This is a genomic window from Micromonospora sp. NPDC023888, from assembly GCF_040639415.1.
Taxonomy (GTDB): domain Bacteria; phylum Actinomycetota; class Actinomycetes; order Mycobacteriales; family Micromonosporaceae; genus Micromonospora.
In genome coordinates this window covers 78127-94264 of record NZ_JBEZZW010000014.1, presented here as the reverse complement: position 1 = coordinate 94264, position 16138 = coordinate 78127, and the positions used below count along the sequence as shown (strand labels likewise).

Here is a 16138-nt window from a genome sequence, read left to right as displayed (position 1 = left end):
CATGCTCAGCCCTGGCGTCCAGCTCGGCAACCGCTACCGTCTCGACGAGCGGATCGCCAGCGGCGGCATGGGCGACGTCTGGCGCGGCACCGACCAGGTGCTCGGTCGGACGGTCGCGGTCAAGAGCCTGCTCCCCGCCCTGCTCGACGACCCGGACTTCGCCGAGCGGTTCCGCGGCGAGGCCCGCACCATGGCCACCATCAACCACCCCGGCGTGGTGGACGTCTACGACTTCGGCAACGACCAGCAGATCGCGTTCCTGGTCATGGAGTACGTCGAGGGCGACGCCCTGTCGTCCACGCTGAGTCGGGTCGGCCGGCTCACCCCGGCCCGGACGATGGCCCTCGTCGCGCAGGCTGCGGACGCGTTGCACGCCGCCCACGAGAAGGGCATCGTGCACCGCGACGTGAAGCCGGGCAACCTGCTGGTCCGGCCGAACGGCACGCTCGTGCTCACCGACTTCGGCATCGCCCGCTCCGACCTGGTCGGCCAGCTCACCGCCGCTGGTTCGGTGCTCGGCACCGCCTCGTACATCTCACCGGAGCAGGCCACCGGCGGCGTGGCCACCCCGGCGTCGGATGTGTACGCGCTCGGCGTGGTCGCCTACCAGTGTCTTGCCGGGCGGCGTCCGTTCGAGGGCGACAACCCGCTCGACATCGCCATGCGGCACGTGCGGGAGACGCCCCGGCCGCTGCCCGCCGACATCCCGCCCCAGGTCCGCGCGGTGGTGGAACGGGCGTTGGCCAAGGACCCGGCCGCCCGCTGGCCGAGCGCCGCCGCCCTCGCCGGGGTCGCCCGCCAGCTCAAGGCCGCGCTCTCCCAGCAGGCCAGGGCCGGTGGCAACTCCGGGCCGGTCTCCGCGGCGCCGTCCTCACCGGCCGCCCCCGGTCGGGCCCAGGTGCCGCAGGCGCATCAGCTACGTCCGCCGGGTGCCCGTCCGCCGGCCGCCGGGCTGCGGCCGACCGCTGTCGCGCAACCCCAGCAGCCGCGCCCCACCGCCGTCGCGCCGGCCGTCCCGTCCGCCCGTCCGCCGGCCGCACCGAACGGGTACCCGCGCGGTGCCGCGGCGGTGCCGTCGGCACCGCCCCGCCAGCAGCAACCGGCGGCGTACGCCCGGCAGGCCGTCCCGTCGGCGCCGTCCCCCGAGCCGCGGCGGTCCCGGCCCGGCATGGTGCTCCTCGCCATCTTGCTGGCCGTGCTGGTCCTGCTCTGCTCCGGCGTGATTTCCTACAACCTGAAGAAGCAGTCGCAGGCCGACGAACCCGTGGGGACGCGTGCGCGCACCGCGACGTCCGGCGCGCTGCGGCTCGACGGGCGCGACGATCCGACCCGGACGTCGTACCGTCGGGAGATACGACTCCAGCCGGGCGACGGCGGGACGACGACGAGCGAAGGACGACAGACGCGATGACAGCGCAGGCCCGCCTGCTCGGTGGCAGGTATCAGGTCGGCGAGCTGCTCGGCTACGGCGGCATGGCCGAGGTGCACCGCGGTCGCGATCTCCGGCTCGGTCGGGACGTCGCGATCAAGATGCTCCGGACCGACCTGGCCCGGGACGCGACGTTCCAGATGCGGTTCCGCCGGGAGGCGCAGAACGCCGCCTCGCTCAACCACCCGGCGATCGTGGCGGTCTACGACACCGGCGAGGAGACCGCGCCGACCGGCGAGACGCTGCCGTTCATCGTGATGGAGTTCGTCAACGGTCGGACCTTGAAGGAGGTCCTCGGCGCCGAGGGCCGGCTGCAGCCGCGTCGGGCGCTGGAGATCTGCGCCGACATGTGCGCTGCGCTGGAGTTCAGCCACCGGCACGGCATCATCCACCGGGACATCAAGCCCGGCAACGTGATGCTCACCCAGACCGGCCAGGTCAAGGTGATGGACTTCGGCATCGCCCGCGCGTTGGCCAGCGGCGCGACCACCATGACGCAGACCAGCGCGGTGATCGGCACGGCGCAGTACCTGTCGCCGGAGCAAGCGCGCGGCGAGGCCGTCGACGCCCGCTCCGATGTGTACGCGGCCGGTTGCGTGCTCTTCGAGCTGGTCTGTGGGCACCCGCCGTTCGTCGGGGACAGCCCGGTGAGCGTTGCCTACCAGCACGTACGGGAGACGCCGCCGACGCCGAGCGACATCAACCCGGACGTCACCCCGGCGGTCGACGCGATCGTGTTGAAGGCGCTGTCGAAGAATCCGCTCAACCGCTACCAGAGCGCCGGCGAGATGCGCGCCGACCTGCTCCGCGCCGCCGCCGGCCGGCCCGTGTTGGCGACCCCGGTGCTGCGCGAGGCGGAGACGGTGGCGATGGCCCCGGCCGGCGGTCGGGGTGGTTACCCGGCTCCCGCCGGTGGGCAGCAGACCGGGCAGATGGCCCGGGTGGGTGACCCGCGTCAGCGCAAGGCGTCCTCCTGGCTGATCGCGACGTTCAGCGCGGTCGGCGTGCTGGCGGTGATCGCCCTGGTCGCCGCCCTGCTCTGGAACCAGCAGCAGGAGAAGGCCAACAAGGCGGTGCCGAACCTCGTCGGCAAGACCCAGGCGGTCGCGGTCACCGAGATCCAGGCCGCCAACCTCCAGCCGAAGCTTGGTGACCCGGTCCGGGACAACGACTGTACGAAGGGCACTGTCGCCAAGCAGGATCCGCCGCCGAACACCCGGCTGGAGCAGTCCAAGACGGTGACCATCCAGCTCTGCGACGGCAAGCCCGACGTGAAGATCCCCCCCAACCTGGTCAACTCCCAGTACGAGCTTGTCAAGTCTCAGCTTGAGGGCCAGGGGTTGAAGGTCCAGGACAAGCAGGTGGACAACCCCGCCTCGAAGGGCACCGTGCTCAAGTTGACCCCGCCGTCGGGGACCACCGTCGCGCAGGACAGCACGGTGATCGTCGAGGTCTCCAAGGGCAACGTCAGCAAGGTGCCCAACGTGATCAACTCGACGCGGGACGAGGCCGCCCAGGAGCTTCGCGAGGCGGGTTACAAGGTCGAGTTCCGCGACGGTGACGAGGTGCCGGCGGACCAGGCCGGTCGGGTCCAGAAGCAGAATCCGGCTCCGAACACCGAACTGGCCAAGGACAGGACCGTGACCATCGAGATCGGCATCCCGGAGAAGGTCGTCGAGCCGCCGCCCTCCGGCACGCCGACCAGCACGCCGTCGGCCACGCCAACCACGCCCGGCACCGGGGGCGGCGTCGGTCTGCCGTTCCCGCCCCCGCCGAGCCGGCTTCCCGAGGACTAGGGCGGGTGGCAACGCCCCTGGCCGGCCGGTGGCAGGCCCAGGCGGCGGCATGAGTGACGCCGACGTGGCCGGCGTCGGCTCGGTGGTGAGCCGACGTCCTCGACGCCGCAGACGCGTGGTGATCCTCGGGGTCGTCGCGCTGCTGCTGTCCAGCCTTCCGTGGCTGTGGACGACGCTCGCCGCCCGCGGCCACGTGTACGCCGAGGCCGACGCGCCGGCCGCCGACGTGGTGATCGTCCTCGGTACCGCCGTGGCGGCCGATCGGCAACGGCCCGGTGACCGGCTCGCCGGCCGCCTGGAGACCGCCGCCGCGTTGGTGACCAGCGGGCGGGCCAAGGTCGTGCTCGTGTCGGGCGACGGGGGCGGCACGTCGGGTGACGAGCCCGCGGTGATGACGGCGTATCTGACCGGACTCGGTGTGGACGCGCGTCGCGTGGTGGCTGACCCGTTCGGCCTGGACACGTACGACAGTTGCGCCCGAGCGCGGGAGGTGTACGGCGTTCAGCGGGCCCTGATCGTGACCCAGTCCTTCCATCTGTCCCGCGCGGTGACGCTGTGCCGGCATCTCGGCCTCGACGTCGACGGGGTCACCGCACGGTGCGAGGGTTGCGGTCCGCTCCTGCTCGCCGGAAAGTCGGTCCGGGACTACTTCGCCAGCGGCAAAGCGGCGTGGGACATGGTCCTTGGTCGCCCGCCCGCGGTCCGCTCGCCCGCTGATCCGGCGGTGCAGGACGCGCTGCGCGGCTGATCCGGCCGGCGTGCTGACCGCTGATGGAGCGGCGCGGCCTCAGGTGGTGGCGAACGCCGACCGGCGGCGGGCGTCGACCTCGGCGGCCAGTGCGGGCGCGCGCTCCAACGCCTCCTGGTGACCGCAGGTGGCCAGCCAGTTGGCGAGCATCAGGTGGCCGCCCTCGGTGAGCACCGACTCGGGGTGGAACTGGACGCCCTCGATGGGAAGGGTCCGGTGGCGCATCGCCATCACCACGCCGGAGCCGGTCCAGCCGGTGACCTCCAGTTCGTGCGGGAGCGTGTCGGGCAGCACGGCGAGGGAGTGGTACCGGGTGGCGGTGAACGGGTCGGGCAGGCCGGCGAGTACGCCTACCGACTGGTGCCGTACCTCGGAGGTCTTGCCGTGCAGCAGCTCCGGCGCGCGCGCCACGGTCGCCCCGAACGCCTCGCCGATCGCCTGGTGACCGAGGCAGACGCCGAAGATCGGCAGTTCGCCCGCGTACTGCCGGATGACGTCCAGGCAGATGCCGGCCCGGTCGGGGCTGCCCGGCCCCGGGGAGAGCAGGATGCCGGCCGCGCCCACCCTGCCCACCGCGTCGACGTCGATCTCGTCGTTGCGACGGACCTCGCAGGCCACGCCGAGCTGGCCGAGATACTGCACGAGGTTGAAGACGAACGAGTCGTAGTTGTCGATCACCAGGATGCGCATGGTCACCTGCTCGGGGAGGGCGGCGCGGGGTTGTTCTGGTCGGTGTCGTACGGCAGCTCGTGCTCGTTGCCGGCCGGGGTGTCGCCGGTCACCGGGCCGCCGTCGCCCGATTCCGCGGGGACGCCGGACTCGACCTGCACGTCGTCGAAGGGCAGCAGGGGCTCGGCCCAGGGGAAGGCGACATACCAGAGCAGGGCCACCGTGGCGGCCACCAGCAGCACCGAGCCGATCAGCTTTCCGGCCAGGCCGAAGGGAAGTTTGCGCCAGATGAACGCGTACATCGGGTCAGCCTCCCAGCTCCGCCGGGCGGCCCGCCGACTTGGGTTGGGTGCGGTCCAGTTCGGCGTGGATGATCAGGCGTTGGTAGTTGTCGAACTTGGGGTTGCACGTGGTCAGGGTGAGCATCCGCTTGGTCGGCTTCTTGTCCGGTTCGCCGGGCACCGGCGCCACCACCTCGACCTGGGTGGGCCGGACGATCCGCGACCGCGACACCAGGTAGACGTACCAGTCGGTCTTGCTCTCGACCACGATCGCGTCACCCTCGTCCAGCTCGTCCAGCCGCCAGAAGGTTGCCCGGTTGCGGTGGCCGGCGACGGAGAAGTTGCCCACCTGGCCGGGCAGGGCGCTGCCCGGGTAGTGGCCCGGGGCGTAGCGGATGTCCTGCTGGGTGACGCCTTCGACAACGACCCAGTTCTTGTCGAGCTTGGGGATGTAGAGGCCGGCGAGCGGCTTGCCGTGTACCGGGGGCGACGGTTTGACGCTCGGGCCGGCCGACGGGACGACAGTCGGGTCGTCGGTCGGGCCCCACTCTTGGGTGAGTGCCCTGTTGAGGTCGTTCTGGTGGGCGTCGACGATGGCCGACTTGCCCCACACCTCGTAGCCGGCGAAGAGCAGCACCACCAGGCCGAAGGTGATCAGGATTTCGCCGGTGACGCGGACGCCGGTGCGGATTCGGGAGCCGAGCGACGGGCGGGTGAGCTCGGAGTAGACGCTCTTGTAGCCCTCGCCGGTCTGGTGCGGCCGGAGTTGGACCACCCGCTCGCCGCGCCGGGGCCGGGGCGGCTCGCCCGGGTGGTCGCCGCCACCGGTCGGCTCCTGGGGGCCTGCCGTGCGGGGGACGGCACCCATCAGCGCTGTCGAGTCCATTGTTGGTGGGCGGGTGGTGGGGGTCACGGTGGGGATCAACGCGGTGGCGGCCGGGTCGGCGACACGATCGGGCCCGGCGGCGGGGGCACGGCCCGGCCCGGTGGGCGGGACACGGCCCGGCGCGGCGGGCGAGGAGGTATCCGGGCCCGGAGCGGCCGGGCGCATGGGCCGGGCGGTGATCTGGGGGATGAACGCGGTCGGTGAGTCGGCAACCGGTGGCGTCGGAGGGCCGGACGGGGCCTGTTGACCAGGCGTGCCGGAGGCCGTCGGCCGGGTCGGCATCCGACCGGGCGTGCCCGGGACGGTCCCGGTGGCACCTGACGCGCCACCGGTGGCCGGCGCTGCCGGATGGGTGGGCGCGGCCCCGGGCGCCGGTCGGGTGGACGGGCCGGTGGACGCGGGGGGTCGGTTCGGGGCGTCGCCCGGGGCCGCGGGCCGTACCGGGCCCGGGTTGGTCGCGGCCGGCTGGCCGGGCGCCGGCGGACCGTCGGACCCTCCGTGCGGGCCGGATCGGGGGGCGGTGCTGCCTGGCCACGGCGGGGGTGCGTCGACACCCCGGTGACCGGGGGTCGGGTCGGCCGGGCGGGGAGGCTCAATCGTGGCCGGCGGGCGCGACGCGCTGGGCCGGGTGGGCAGCATCGGCTCGGGCCAGTTGCCGGCCGGCGTCGACCGGGCCGGCGCCGGCTCGGGCCGGTCGACCTTGGGCAGGAAGTCGGTCGGGTCGTCGGCCTGGTCCCGGTGCCGCCCGTCGCGAGGCTCGTCCGGCGCACTCACTCAGGCACCGTGGCCGAGCGTAGGGCGGTCGAGTCCTCGAATGCCGGGACTCGCACCGTGGAAGCCGTTTCCTTGTAGCCGAGCTGGTAGTCGTCGACCGCGTCCTTGAACCACTGGACTCCCTCAGAGCTGGCGAGGGCCTGCTGGAGGGCAGCGGGATCGCCGATCGCTACGATCTTGAACGGTGGGGAGTACACCCGGCCGTGGAGTAGCAGGGTGTTACCGACGCAGCGTACCGCGCTGGTTGCCAGCACGCGGACGTTCATGATTGACATGGCTTCCGCTCCGCCGGCCCAGAGCGCGTTGACCACCGCCTGCACATCCGCCTGGTGCACCACCAGGTCGTCGTTGTCGGCGTCCGACTGGGTCTGGTCGAGCTGCGGCGCGTCGTTCAGCTCGACCGTGACCCCGGGCCCGCCGAGGGCGGTGAAGCCGGCGGCCTGGAGGCTGCCCTGGGCGCGATCCTGCTGGTCCTTGATCGGGGCGTCCGAGCCGGCAAGCGTGTTGGTCCGTTGCTGGACCTCGTCGCGCAGCGTGGCGGCCCGGCGTTCGCTCGCCGCCACCTGCTCGCGCCGGTCCTCGATGAGCTGGTTGAGCTGCGGCCGGCGGTCCTCACGCAGAGCGGTGCCGCCAGCGGTGGTCGCGGTGGTGGTGAAGAGCAGCCCCGCCGCGGCGGCGATCAGGGGCACCCCGATCGACCAGCCTGGTCGGCGTTGACGCGGTCGCCGGGGCAGTAGCCCGGCGGCGGCCCGTCGGAGGACCTTCTGCCAGGAGGTTGCGCCGGATGTGTACTCCACCGAGCGTTCCTTCCGCGTGTCGGGGATCGGTCCGCCCCGGCTGGGCCGGTGATGCGAACAGTCCCGCCTTTTTCGGTCACTCCGTGCACCGGCCTGACCCCATTCATGGTCCGGACGGGCAATCGGGACTACGCTAGCTGTCGAACATTATTGGCCATGGACCGTCGCCCCCGCGCCCGGTTGTCAGGCCGGACGAGGTCGTCACCCCTCTGGAGAGCGTCGTGCCCAAGTCTCAGGTCCGTAAGAAGAAGGTGTACACCCCGCCGACGGACGTCCGTCCGACGACGGCGGCGTCGACGCGCAAGCCTAGCCCGGTGTGGTTGCCGATCACCGCGGTCGCCTTGATCGTCGTCGGCATCGGCTGGCTGGTGCTCTATTACCTGTCCGAGCAGGAGTACCCGGTCATGGCGTGGGGTTACTGGAACCTCGCGGTCGGCTTCGGCGCGATGGTCGCCTCGCTGGCGCTGCTCTCCCGCTGGCGCTGAGCCGGCTCGGGGTCGTCGCGTCGGCGGTCCCACGTCACCCCACCGTGCCCCTGCCCGGCAGGATCGGGTGGGGCCCCCTATGGTGTCCGCAGGCAGCGCGGCCTACTGCGAGATGACTCACGTTACTGCTGGGTAACCTTCGCGTAGGCTGCATTGCATGACCGAGCAGAGCGAGGTCATCAGGCAGCAGACCGGGGAGGCCAACTCGATGGGCAGCGTCCAGATCGTCACCACGATCCTCGCGGCCGCCATCACCGCCGTGGCGGTGTGGCTTGCGGTGCGTGCGGTCCTGAAGATGGTGGCAGTCATCCGGCTCGGGCAGCCCGCACCGGAACGGTTCACCGACAAGGCCGCCCGCGCCAGGACCATGCTCGTGGAGACCGCCGGTCACACGCGGATGCTCAAGTGGGGCGTGGTCGGTGCCGCGCACTGGTTCGTGATGGTCGGCTTCGTCGTGCTGTCGCTGCTGGTGCTCGAGGCGTACTTCGAGGTGGTCACCCCGACCGGCGGGCTGCCGATCGTCGGGCACTGGACGATCTTCGGCCTGGTCACCGAGGTCATCACCGTGCTGGGCCTGGTCGGCATCGTGGTGCTGATGGCGATCCGGCTACGCAACCGGCCGACCCGCCCGGGCGGGCGGTCCCGGTTCACCGGCTCGACGATGTGGCAGGGCTACTTCGTCGAGTGGATCGTGCTGCTGGTCCTGATCTTCGGGTTGGTGATCCGCGGCTTCAAGGTCGCCACCGACCACTTCGAGTACCCGATCTGGGCCACCCCGGTCAGCCACGCCGTCGGCGCGGTGCTGCCCGACTGGCAGGACGGTACGAGCGTCGCCGCGGCCATCAAGATCATTATTTCGATGACCTGGCTGATCGTCATCTCACTGAACGTCACGATGGGTGTCGCCTGGCACCGCTTCCTGGCGTTCCCCAACATCTTCTTCAAGCGGGAGCCGACCAGGCCGGCCGGCTCCGGCCTCGGTGCCCTGCGCCCGATGACGAGCCAGGGCAAGCCGCTCGACTTCGAGGAGGCCGACCCGGAGAAGGACCAGTTCGGCGTCGCCCAGGTCGAGCAGTTCACCTGGAAGGGCCTGCTCGACTTCAGCACCTGCACCGAGTGCGGTCGCTGCCAGTCGCAGTGCCCGGCCTGGAACACCGGCAAGCCGCTGTCACCCAAGCTGCTCGTGCTGAGCCTGCGCGACCACGCGTACGCCAAGGCGCCCTACCTGCTGGCCGGCGGCGGCAAGGACCTGACCGGCGAGGAGAAGGCCACCCAGGCGCAGCTCGCCCACCTGGACGTGCTGGCCCTGGCCGAGGCCGACAAGCCGTTGATCGGCACCGCCGAGGAAGGCGGTGTCATCGACCCGGACGTGCTCTGGTCCTGCACCACCTGCGGGGCCTGCGTCGAGCAGTGCCCGGTGGACATCGAACACGTGGACCACATCGTCGACATGCGCCGCTACCAGGTGCTGATCGAGTCGAGCTTCCCCTCCGAGGCCGGCGTGATGCTGCGCAACCTGGAGAACAAGGGCAACCCGTGGGGCGCCCCGCAGAACACCCGCGAGGACTGGACCAAGGGCCTGGACTTCGAGGTGCCCCGGGTCGGCGAGGTGGACGACTTCGAGTACCTGTTCTGGGTCGGCTGTGCCGGCGCGTTCGAGGACCGGGCCAAGAAGACCACCCGCGCGGTGGCCACGCTGCTCAACGAGGCGGGCGTGTCGTTCGCCATCCTGGGCGAGGGCGAGACCTGCTCGGGCGACCCGGCGCGACGGATCGGCAACGAGTTCGTCTTCCAGATGCTCGCGCAGCAGAACGTGGAGACGCTCAACGAGGCGTTCGAGGGCCGCGAGAAGGCCAAGCGCAAGATCGTCGCGACCTGCCCGCACTGCTTCAACACCCTGGGCAACGAGTACGGGCAGCTCGGCGGCGAGTTCGAGGTGGTCCACCACACCCAGTTGCTGGCCCACCTGGTCGCCACCGGCAAGCTCACCCCGGTGCAGCCGGTCGACGGCGGCGTCACCTACCACGACCCCTGCTACCTCGGTCGACACAACCGGATCTTCGCGGCCCCCCGTGAGGTGCTCGGTGACGCCATCGCCGGAGAGCTCACCGAGATGCCGCGCAACAGCGAGCGTTCCTTCTGCTGCGGCGCTGGCGGCGCGCGGATGTGGATGGAAGAGAAGATCGGCAAGCGGATCAACGTGGACCGGGTCGAGGAGGCCATGGCCACCGGGGCGAAGACGGTGGCCGTCGGCTGCCCGTTCTGCTCGACGATGCTCAACGACGGGGTCAACGGCAAGGGCGCCGGCGAGCAGGTCGAGGTCATCGACGTGGCGAGTGTGCTGCTCCGTTCGGTCAAGCCGGAGCAGCCGCAGGGCGGCAGGGAGACGGCCCCGGTCGGCGGCTGAGGCCGCGTACCCCCGGGTTCTGCACACCGACGGCGGCGGCCCTCAGGGTCCGCCGCCGTCGTGCAAGAATCTCGCCGAGGTGAGGCGACATCGACGGCCTACTCTTGACCACGCTGTTGCCCCTGGTCGGTTTCGTTGCGCTGACCGCGGGCAACGCGTTCTTCGTCGCGGCCGAGTTCGCCCTGGTCACTGTCGACCGCGCGGAGATCGACAGGCGGGCCGCCGCAGGCGACCAGGCCGCCCTGACGGTACGCGCGGCGCTGCGCGAACTCTCCTTCCAGCTCTCCGGCGCGCAGCTCGGCATCACCATCACCGCGCTGCTCACCGGCTACCTGGCCGAACCGGCCCTGGCGCGGCTGTTCACCCCGCTGCTGCGCCCGCTGGCCGGGGAGAGCACCGAGCGGTTCACCCCGTTCCTGGCGTTGGCCCTGGCCACGCTGCTGTCCATGCTCTTCGGTGAGTTGGTGCCGAAGAACGCGGCGCTGGCCCGGCCCATGCCGGCGGCGCTTGCCACCGCCGGTCCGATGCACACCTTCTCCCGGACGTTCGGCTGGCTGATCCGGGGGTTGAACGGCTCCGCGAACCGGCTGGTCCGGGCGCTCGGCGTCGAGCCGCAGGAGGAGCTGGCCAGCGCCCGCTCGCCGGAGGAGCTGGGCCTGCTGGCGGCCATCTCGGCTCGGGCCGGCGCGCTGCCGACCGACACCGCGATGCTGCTGCGCCGCACCGTCCGGTTCGGCGACAAGCGGGCCGCCGAGGCGATGACCCCCCGGGTGGACGTGGTCGCGCTGCGCGCCACGGCCACCGTGGCCGAGCTGCTTGAGCAGTCCCGGCGGACCGGGCGGACCCGGTTCCCGGTGTACGAGGAGACCCTGGACCTGGTGACAGGCGTGGCCGGGGTGCCCGACGCGCTGGGCGTGCCGCTTGCCGACCGGGCAACGACAGTTGTCGGTTCGGTGGCGCGTGAGCCGGTGTACGTGCCGGAGAGCCTCAACCTGGACGGCGTGCTGGCCGCGTTGAAGGCGGCCGGGGCCGACCTGGCCATCGTGGTCGACGAGTACGGCGGCACGGACGGCGTGGTGACGATCGAGGATCTCGTCGAGGAGTTGGTCGGGGAGATCGCCGACGAGTTCGACCCGGCGAGTGTGGATGACGCCGACCCGGTCGAGTTGACGGTGCCCGGTGGGGAACGCACCGTGCTTGTCGACGGGGTGCTCCGCTCCGACGAGGTGGCCGAGCAGACCGGCTTCCGGCTGCCCGAGGGGCCCTACGAGACGTTGGCCGGCTTCCTGATGGCCCAGCTCGGGCACATCCCGCTGGCCGGCGAGACGGTCGAGGCGGACGGCTGGGAGTTCACGGTGGTCGAGGTGGAACGGCACCGGATCGAGCAGGTCCGGGTGTTGCGCCCGGCGGAACCGGACGACGATGACTGAGCTGCTGGTGACCGTCCTGCTGCTGCTCGGCAACGGGTTCTTCGTGGGCAGTGAGTTCGCGCTCATCGCGTCCCGCCGAACGGTGATCGAGCCGTTGGCCGCCGGGTCGAAGCGGGCCCGGTGGGCGTTGTCGGCGATGAACCAGATCCCGTTGATGATCGCTGGCGCGCAGCTCGGCATCACGGTCTGTTCGCTGGGCCTGGGCGCGATCGCCGAGCCGGCGTTGGCGCACCTGCTGGAGCCTCCGTTCCACGCGGCCGGCCTGCCGGAGCGGGCGGTGCACCCGGTGGCGTTCGTGCTGGCCCTGGGCGTGGTGGTCTTCCTGCACACGGTCGTTGGTGAGATGGTGCCGAAGAACATCACGCTTGCCGGTCCGGAGGTCTCCGCGCTCTGGCTCGGCCCGGCGATGCTGGCGTTCTGTGTGGCCACCAAGCCGCTGCTGCTGGCGATGAAGTGGGCGGCCCGCCGGGTGCTCGCGATCTGGCGGATCGAGGCGTCCGAGGCGGTGAAGACGGTGTTCACCGCCGAGGAGTTGGCCGGGCTCGTCTCGCAGGCACGCACCGAGGGGTTGCTCGACGAGGAGCAGCACGCCCGGATCACCGGCGCCCTGGCCCTGCACAGCCGCACGGCCGCGGACGCCCTGCAGCCGTGGTCGACGGTGGTGACGGTGGCCGAGGACGTCTCGCCTGCGTCGCTTGAGGTGTTGGCGACCCGGACCGGCCGGTCCCGGTTCCCGGTGGTGCAGCGGTCGACCCGTCGGGTGCTCGGCTTCGTGCACGTCAAGGACGTGCTCGGGTACGCCGGGCAGGGCCGCCGGTCGCCGGTGCCGGCCGAGGTCTACCGGCCGCTGGCGGTGGTGCCGCCGGAGCGTACGTTGGCGGACCTGCTGCTGGCCATGCGCCGCGAACGGCGGCACATGGTGCTGGTCAGCGACGGCCGGCGCCCGCTCGGTGTGGTCACCCTTGACGATGTATTGACGGCAATCGTTGGTTGATGCGCCAATACCCTTGGTGTGCAAGCGGTCGCACGACAGTGACCGTTACTCCACTCGCCTTGATTACCGCCCCGCGCTTCCCTAATGTGGGGCACCGACCGCTGTGGGTCGTCTGCCTCGGCCCTTCCCTCACGCGAGGCGCCCGGCGGTCGGTTGCAAAGGAGTCGGTGCCGGTGGCAACCATGCCCCCTCATCGTCACGACCTGTTTGCGTCTGCTCGGCCGGGTGGTCTGCGCCGGGCTGGTCACCGTCTGCTCGTCCTGGTCGCCGCCGCCGTGGTCGGCGCGGGCCTGCTCGCCGCCCCGGCGCACGCCGCGCCCACGGTCGACGAGATCGAAGCGCAGATCGACAAGAAGTGGGAGCAGTTGGAGCCCACCATCGAGCAGTACAACAAGGTCAGGGCGCAACTGAAGGTCAATCGGCAGAAGTCGGCTGACCTGCAGAAGAAGATCGAGCCGCTGGCGTTGCAGAGCGAGCTGGCGCTCAACCGGGTCGGCGATCTCGCCTCCCGCTACTACATCTCGGGCCCGTCGCACGACATTGGCGCACTGCTGGTCAGCGCCAAGCCGGACACGCTCACCGAGCAGCTCACCATCCTCGACCGGCTGGCCGCGCAGGAGCGCAAGGAGGTCGAGGGCGTCCTCGCCGTGCGGGCCAAGTACGACGGCGAGAAGCAGAAGCTGGACACCCTGATCACCACCCAGACCAAGCAGCAGAACGAGCTGGCGGCGAAGAAGAAGCAGATCGACGCCGAGATCAAGCAGCTTGAGGCGTCGATGCCGAAGACCACGGTGGTGACCGCGGCCTGCCCGACCATCAACGGAGTGGTGAGCGCGGCCGCCCGTACGGCGATCAGGACCGCCTGCGGCAAGGTCGGCAAGCCGTACGTCTGGGGCGCCACCGGCCCGAACTCGTTCGACTGCTCGGGGTTGACCCAGTACGCCTACAAGGCGGCCGGGATCTACCTCACCCACCACACCGGTGACCAGTGGAACGAGGGGAAGGCCGTGGCGCGAGCCGATGCCCGCCCCGGTGACCTGGTCTTCTTCTTCTCCGGTCTGAGTCACGTCGGGCTGTATCTGGGTAACAACCAGATGGTGCACGCACCACGTGCCGGTAAACCGGTGCAGGTGTCGAGCATCAACACGATGCCCGTCGCCGGGTTCCGTAGACCCGGCTGATACACCTCGCGCGACACGACGGCCCCCGGTCACCGACCGGGGGCCGTCGTCGTTCTCAGCGGGGTGCGCCCACCGGGGACGGCAGGAGCTGCACGTCGGCCAGGTCGACGTACATGATGCGGTGGCCGAACTGGATCTGCGCGTACCGGTTCTTGCCGCGGATCACCGTCCAGTCACCGGGCGAGGAGCCGTCGAACGTGCTGGCCCGGTAGTACTCGCCCGGCAGCACCGCGCCGACGGCGTACCGCTGCCCGGCGGCCAGGGTGTACTGCAGTGGCGAGATCGTCTGGTAGGGCACGCCGGCCGGGTAGGCCGCCTGCTCCGGGTAGGCCCGTCCGTAGACCGGGATGGTGGCCCGGCCGGGCTTCGGGGTGGCCACCAGGCCGACGGTCCAGCTCGCGGTGGGCGCGGACGCCGGGTTGTGGAACCAGGCCCGTTGCCCGAGGTACCAGATCGCCGTCCAGTCACCCTGCCGGCCGGCAAGCGCGTACGTCTGCCCGGCGGAGGCGCGGGCGCCGTGATCGGACACCTCCATGGTGTTCGGGGTGCCGTCGGGGCGCAGCGCGATGTCGTTCACAAGTGGCGCGTCCGCGGCCGGCGCGGAGCGCAGCACCACAGCCGAGGAGCCGCGCGGCGCGCACGGTACGCCGGCGGTGACGCAGCCGACGAACGCCGGCTGGTTGGTGGCGAAGTCCGGGTCGATCCGGACCAGACCGGTGGCCGGGGTGCCGGTGTCCAACCGTGGGGCGTGCAGCAGCTCGAAGTAGTGGGTCCAGTCCCAGTACGGGCCGGTGTCCCAGTGCATGCCACGGACGTTCGCGGCGATGGTGCCGGGCACGTTGTCGTGGCCGATGATGTGCTGGCGGTCCAGCGGGACGCCCAGCCGCAACGCGAGATGACGGACCAGCTTCGCCGAGGTCCGGTACATCGCCTCGGTGTACCAGGTGCCCTGCGCCGCGAAGCCCTCGTGCTCCAGCCCGACCGCCTTGGCGTTGACGTACCAGTTGCCGGCGTGCCAGGCGACATCCTTGGTCTTGACGTGCTGGGCGACGTGCCCGTCCACGGAGCGCAGCGTGTAGTGCCAGCTCACGTAGGTCGGGTCCTGGACGAGTTGCAGGGTGGTGGCCCAGCTTCCCTCGGTGTCGTGGATGACGATGTACTCGATCTTCTGCCGGGCGGGCCGGTCGGACAGGTCGTGGTTGCCGTAGTCCCCGTCGCCGAACGCCGCGTAGGGCGCCGGGATCCACTCGCAGGAGATGGTCCGGGGGCATTCCAGCCCGTCCGGGCGGGCGAGCCGGCGCAGACCCAGTCGGTCCAGCCAGGAGCGCTCCGGACGGATCGCGCGGGCCGGCAGCGTGATCCGCTGGCCGTCGTCGGTCACCCGCGACTCGCCGGCGCCGATGGTGGTGAAGACCTCGTCGGCGAAGGCCGCCGCGGCGTCGGCGCTGTCCGCGCCGGCGTAGCGGGCCACCGCGCCGTACCAGGTGGCGGGGTCGGTGCCGGCACCGACCGGCGCGCCCAACTCCCGCTGGTACGAGGCCAGCAGCGCCGCCCCGCCCCGGATGTTGACGGTGGGGTCGGTGCGCAGCGCGTCGGGGGCCGCGCCGGTCAGGGCGGCGGCGGCATCCACGGTCTGCAACGCGGCGGCGGGTGGCGCCGGATCCTCGGCCGGCCGGGGGGCGGGTGCCAGCGCGGTACGGGAGTCGTCGCCGCGCGGGTCCTCGGTGCCGGTGTCGTGGTGGCCGCCCACGGGCAGCGCGGCCACGTGTCGGGCGTCGGTCAGGTGCATGGGGCCGTAACCGCCGCTGGTGCTGGGTGTGCCGGCGTTGCTGTCCCAGCGGGACTCCAGGTAGGACACGCCGAGCAGCACGTCGGTCGGTACGCCGTACTCGGCCGCCGCGGCGGCGTACTGCTGCTGACGGTCGGCGGTGGGCGCGGCGGCGTTGGCGGGTGGTGGGACCGCGGTCGCGGCGGCGACCACGGCGGCGGCGAGCAGTGCACGCCGGCCGGCGAGCAGGGTTGGATGGTGCATCGAACCCCCTAGATTTCGCGGGTGAAGATGAGGCCACCTTCGCGCCGGCCGGGAGTCCGCGTCAATACCTTTCCATGTATCGACTCGTCGGGAAAGAAATCTTCACGTACGGTCGGTGACCCTCTCCGATCGGTACGGAGTGTCACGGCCGCACGGGTTGCGGAGTGGTAACAAGCGTCTCTACTCTGGTCATTCGTCGGCCCGATAGCAGCTCCGTCCAGCCCGGGCG

The 16138-nt window shown here is 71.4% G+C and carries 13 protein-coding genes; 8 read left to right on the top strand and 5 right to left on the bottom strand.

Annotated features, from left to right (window positions below; all coding sequences use genetic code 11):
* Window position 1 precedes the first annotated feature (1 nt).
* Genes AB0F61_RS15330 through AB0F61_RS15320 form a run of 3 tightly spaced genes read left to right on the top strand, consistent with a single transcriptional unit; the run spans window position 2 to window position 3973 of the window.
* Window positions 2–1411, top strand: coding sequence for a protein kinase (locus tag AB0F61_RS15330; protein WP_357809263.1), 1410 nt, complete (start codon window positions 2–4; stop codon window positions 1409–1411).
* Window positions 1408–3225, top strand: a complete 1818-nt coding sequence (gene pknB / locus AB0F61_RS15325) for a Stk1 family PASTA domain-containing Ser/Thr kinase (protein ID WP_357809260.1) — start codon at window positions 1408–1410, stop codon at window positions 3223–3225. The genes AB0F61_RS15330 and pknB overlap by 4 nt, the downstream gene beginning before the upstream one ends.
* Before the next feature lie 49 nt (window positions 3226–3274).
* Window positions 3275–3973: an ElyC/SanA/YdcF family protein gene (locus tag AB0F61_RS15320; protein ID WP_357809257.1), complete on the top strand. Its 699-nt coding sequence runs from the start codon at window positions 3275–3277 to the stop codon at window positions 3971–3973.
* 39 nt (window positions 3974–4012) lie between these two features.
* On the opposite strand, the gene AB0F61_RS15315 is transcribed toward AB0F61_RS15320, so the two are convergent.
* The 4 genes from AB0F61_RS15315 to AB0F61_RS15300 are packed head-to-tail and all read right to left on the bottom strand — an operon-like array spanning window position 4013 to window position 7380.
* Window positions 4013–4663 carry an aminodeoxychorismate/anthranilate synthase component II gene (locus AB0F61_RS15315; RefSeq protein WP_357809254.1) on the bottom strand — a complete coding sequence of 217 codons (651 nt, stop codon included), beginning with the start codon at window positions 4661–4663 and terminating at the stop codon, window positions 4013–4015.
* 2 nt (window positions 4664–4665) lie between these two features.
* A complete protein-coding gene (locus AB0F61_RS15310; RefSeq protein ID WP_357809251.1) occupies window positions 4666–4944 on the bottom strand; it encodes a hypothetical protein in 279 nt (92 codons plus the stop codon).
* Window positions 4945–4948: 4 nt separating this feature from the next.
* Window positions 4949–6583, bottom strand: coding sequence for a class E sortase (locus AB0F61_RS15305; protein ID WP_357809248.1), 1635 nt, complete (start codon window positions 6581–6583; stop codon window positions 4949–4951).
* Window positions 6580–7380, bottom strand: a complete 801-nt coding sequence (locus AB0F61_RS15300; RefSeq protein WP_357809245.1) for a DUF881 domain-containing protein — start codon at window positions 7378–7380, stop codon at window positions 6580–6582. Before AB0F61_RS15300 ends, AB0F61_RS15305 begins: the two co-directional genes overlap by 4 nt.
* Window positions 7381–7601: 221 nt before the next feature.
* Here AB0F61_RS15300 and AB0F61_RS15295 point away from each other — a divergent pair, with 221 nt between their 5' ends.
* From AB0F61_RS15295 to AB0F61_RS15275, 5 genes are all read left to right on the top strand, one after another.
* Window positions 7602–7865, top strand: coding sequence for a cell division protein CrgA (locus AB0F61_RS15295; RefSeq protein WP_357809242.1), 264 nt, complete (start codon window positions 7602–7604; stop codon window positions 7863–7865).
* 208 nt (window positions 7866–8073) lie between these two features.
* The gene (locus tag AB0F61_RS15290) at window positions 8074–10272 is read left to right on the top strand and encodes a (Fe-S)-binding protein (RefSeq protein ID WP_357809431.1); all 2199 of its coding nucleotides are present in this window, start codon (window positions 8074–8076) and stop codon (window positions 10270–10272) included.
* A 104-nt stretch (window positions 10273–10376) separates the two neighbouring features.
* Window positions 10377–11702, top strand: coding sequence for a hemolysin family protein (locus AB0F61_RS15285; RefSeq protein WP_357809239.1), 1326 nt, complete (start codon window positions 10377–10379; stop codon window positions 11700–11702).
* Window positions 11695–12696 (top strand): hemolysin family protein, encoded by a 1002-nt coding sequence (locus AB0F61_RS15280; protein WP_357809235.1) that lies wholly within the window; start codon window positions 11695–11697, stop codon window positions 12694–12696. The genes AB0F61_RS15285 and AB0F61_RS15280 overlap by 8 nt, the downstream gene beginning before the upstream one ends.
* Before the next feature lie 167 nt (window positions 12697–12863).
* Window positions 12864–13877 (top strand): NlpC/P60 family protein, encoded by a 1014-nt coding sequence (locus AB0F61_RS15275; RefSeq protein WP_357809232.1) that lies wholly within the window; start codon window positions 12864–12866, stop codon window positions 13875–13877.
* Window positions 13878–13932: 55 nt separating this feature from the next.
* Here the strand turns inward: AB0F61_RS15275 and AB0F61_RS15270 are convergent, their stop codons facing one another.
* Complete coding sequence (locus AB0F61_RS15270) at window positions 13933–15909, bottom strand: N-acetylmuramoyl-L-alanine amidase (protein WP_357809229.1); 1977 nt, start codon at window positions 15907–15909, stop codon at window positions 13933–13935.
* Between the last annotated feature and the right edge of the window lie 229 nt (window positions 15910–16138).

Coding starts and splice junctions, on each gene's coding strand:
- AB0F61_RS15330 (WP_357809263.1), top strand. CDS start 2: ATGCTCAGCCCTGGCGTCCAGCTCGGCAACCGCTACCGTCTCGACGAG.
- pknB (WP_357809260.1), top strand. CDS start 1,408: ATGACAGCGCAGGCCCGCCTGCTCGGTGGCAGGTATCAGGTCGGCGAG.
- AB0F61_RS15320 (WP_357809257.1), top strand. CDS start 3,275: ATGAGTGACGCCGACGTGGCCGGCGTCGGCTCGGTGGTGAGCCGACGT.
- AB0F61_RS15315 (WP_357809254.1), bottom strand. CDS start 4,663: ATGCGCATCCTGGTGATCGACAACTACGACTCGTTCGTCTTCAACCTC.
- AB0F61_RS15310 (WP_357809251.1), bottom strand. CDS start 4,944: ATGTACGCGTTCATCTGGCGCAAACTTCCCTTCGGCCTGGCCGGAAAG.
- AB0F61_RS15290 (WP_357809431.1), top strand. CDS start 8,074: ATGGGCAGCGTCCAGATCGTCACCACGATCCTCGCGGCCGCCATCACC.
- AB0F61_RS15280 (WP_357809235.1), top strand. CDS start 11,695: ATGACTGAGCTGCTGGTGACCGTCCTGCTGCTGCTCGGCAACGGGTTC.
- AB0F61_RS15270 (WP_357809229.1), bottom strand. CDS start 15,909: ATGCACCATCCAACCCTGCTCGCCGGCCGGCGTGCACTGCTCGCCGCC.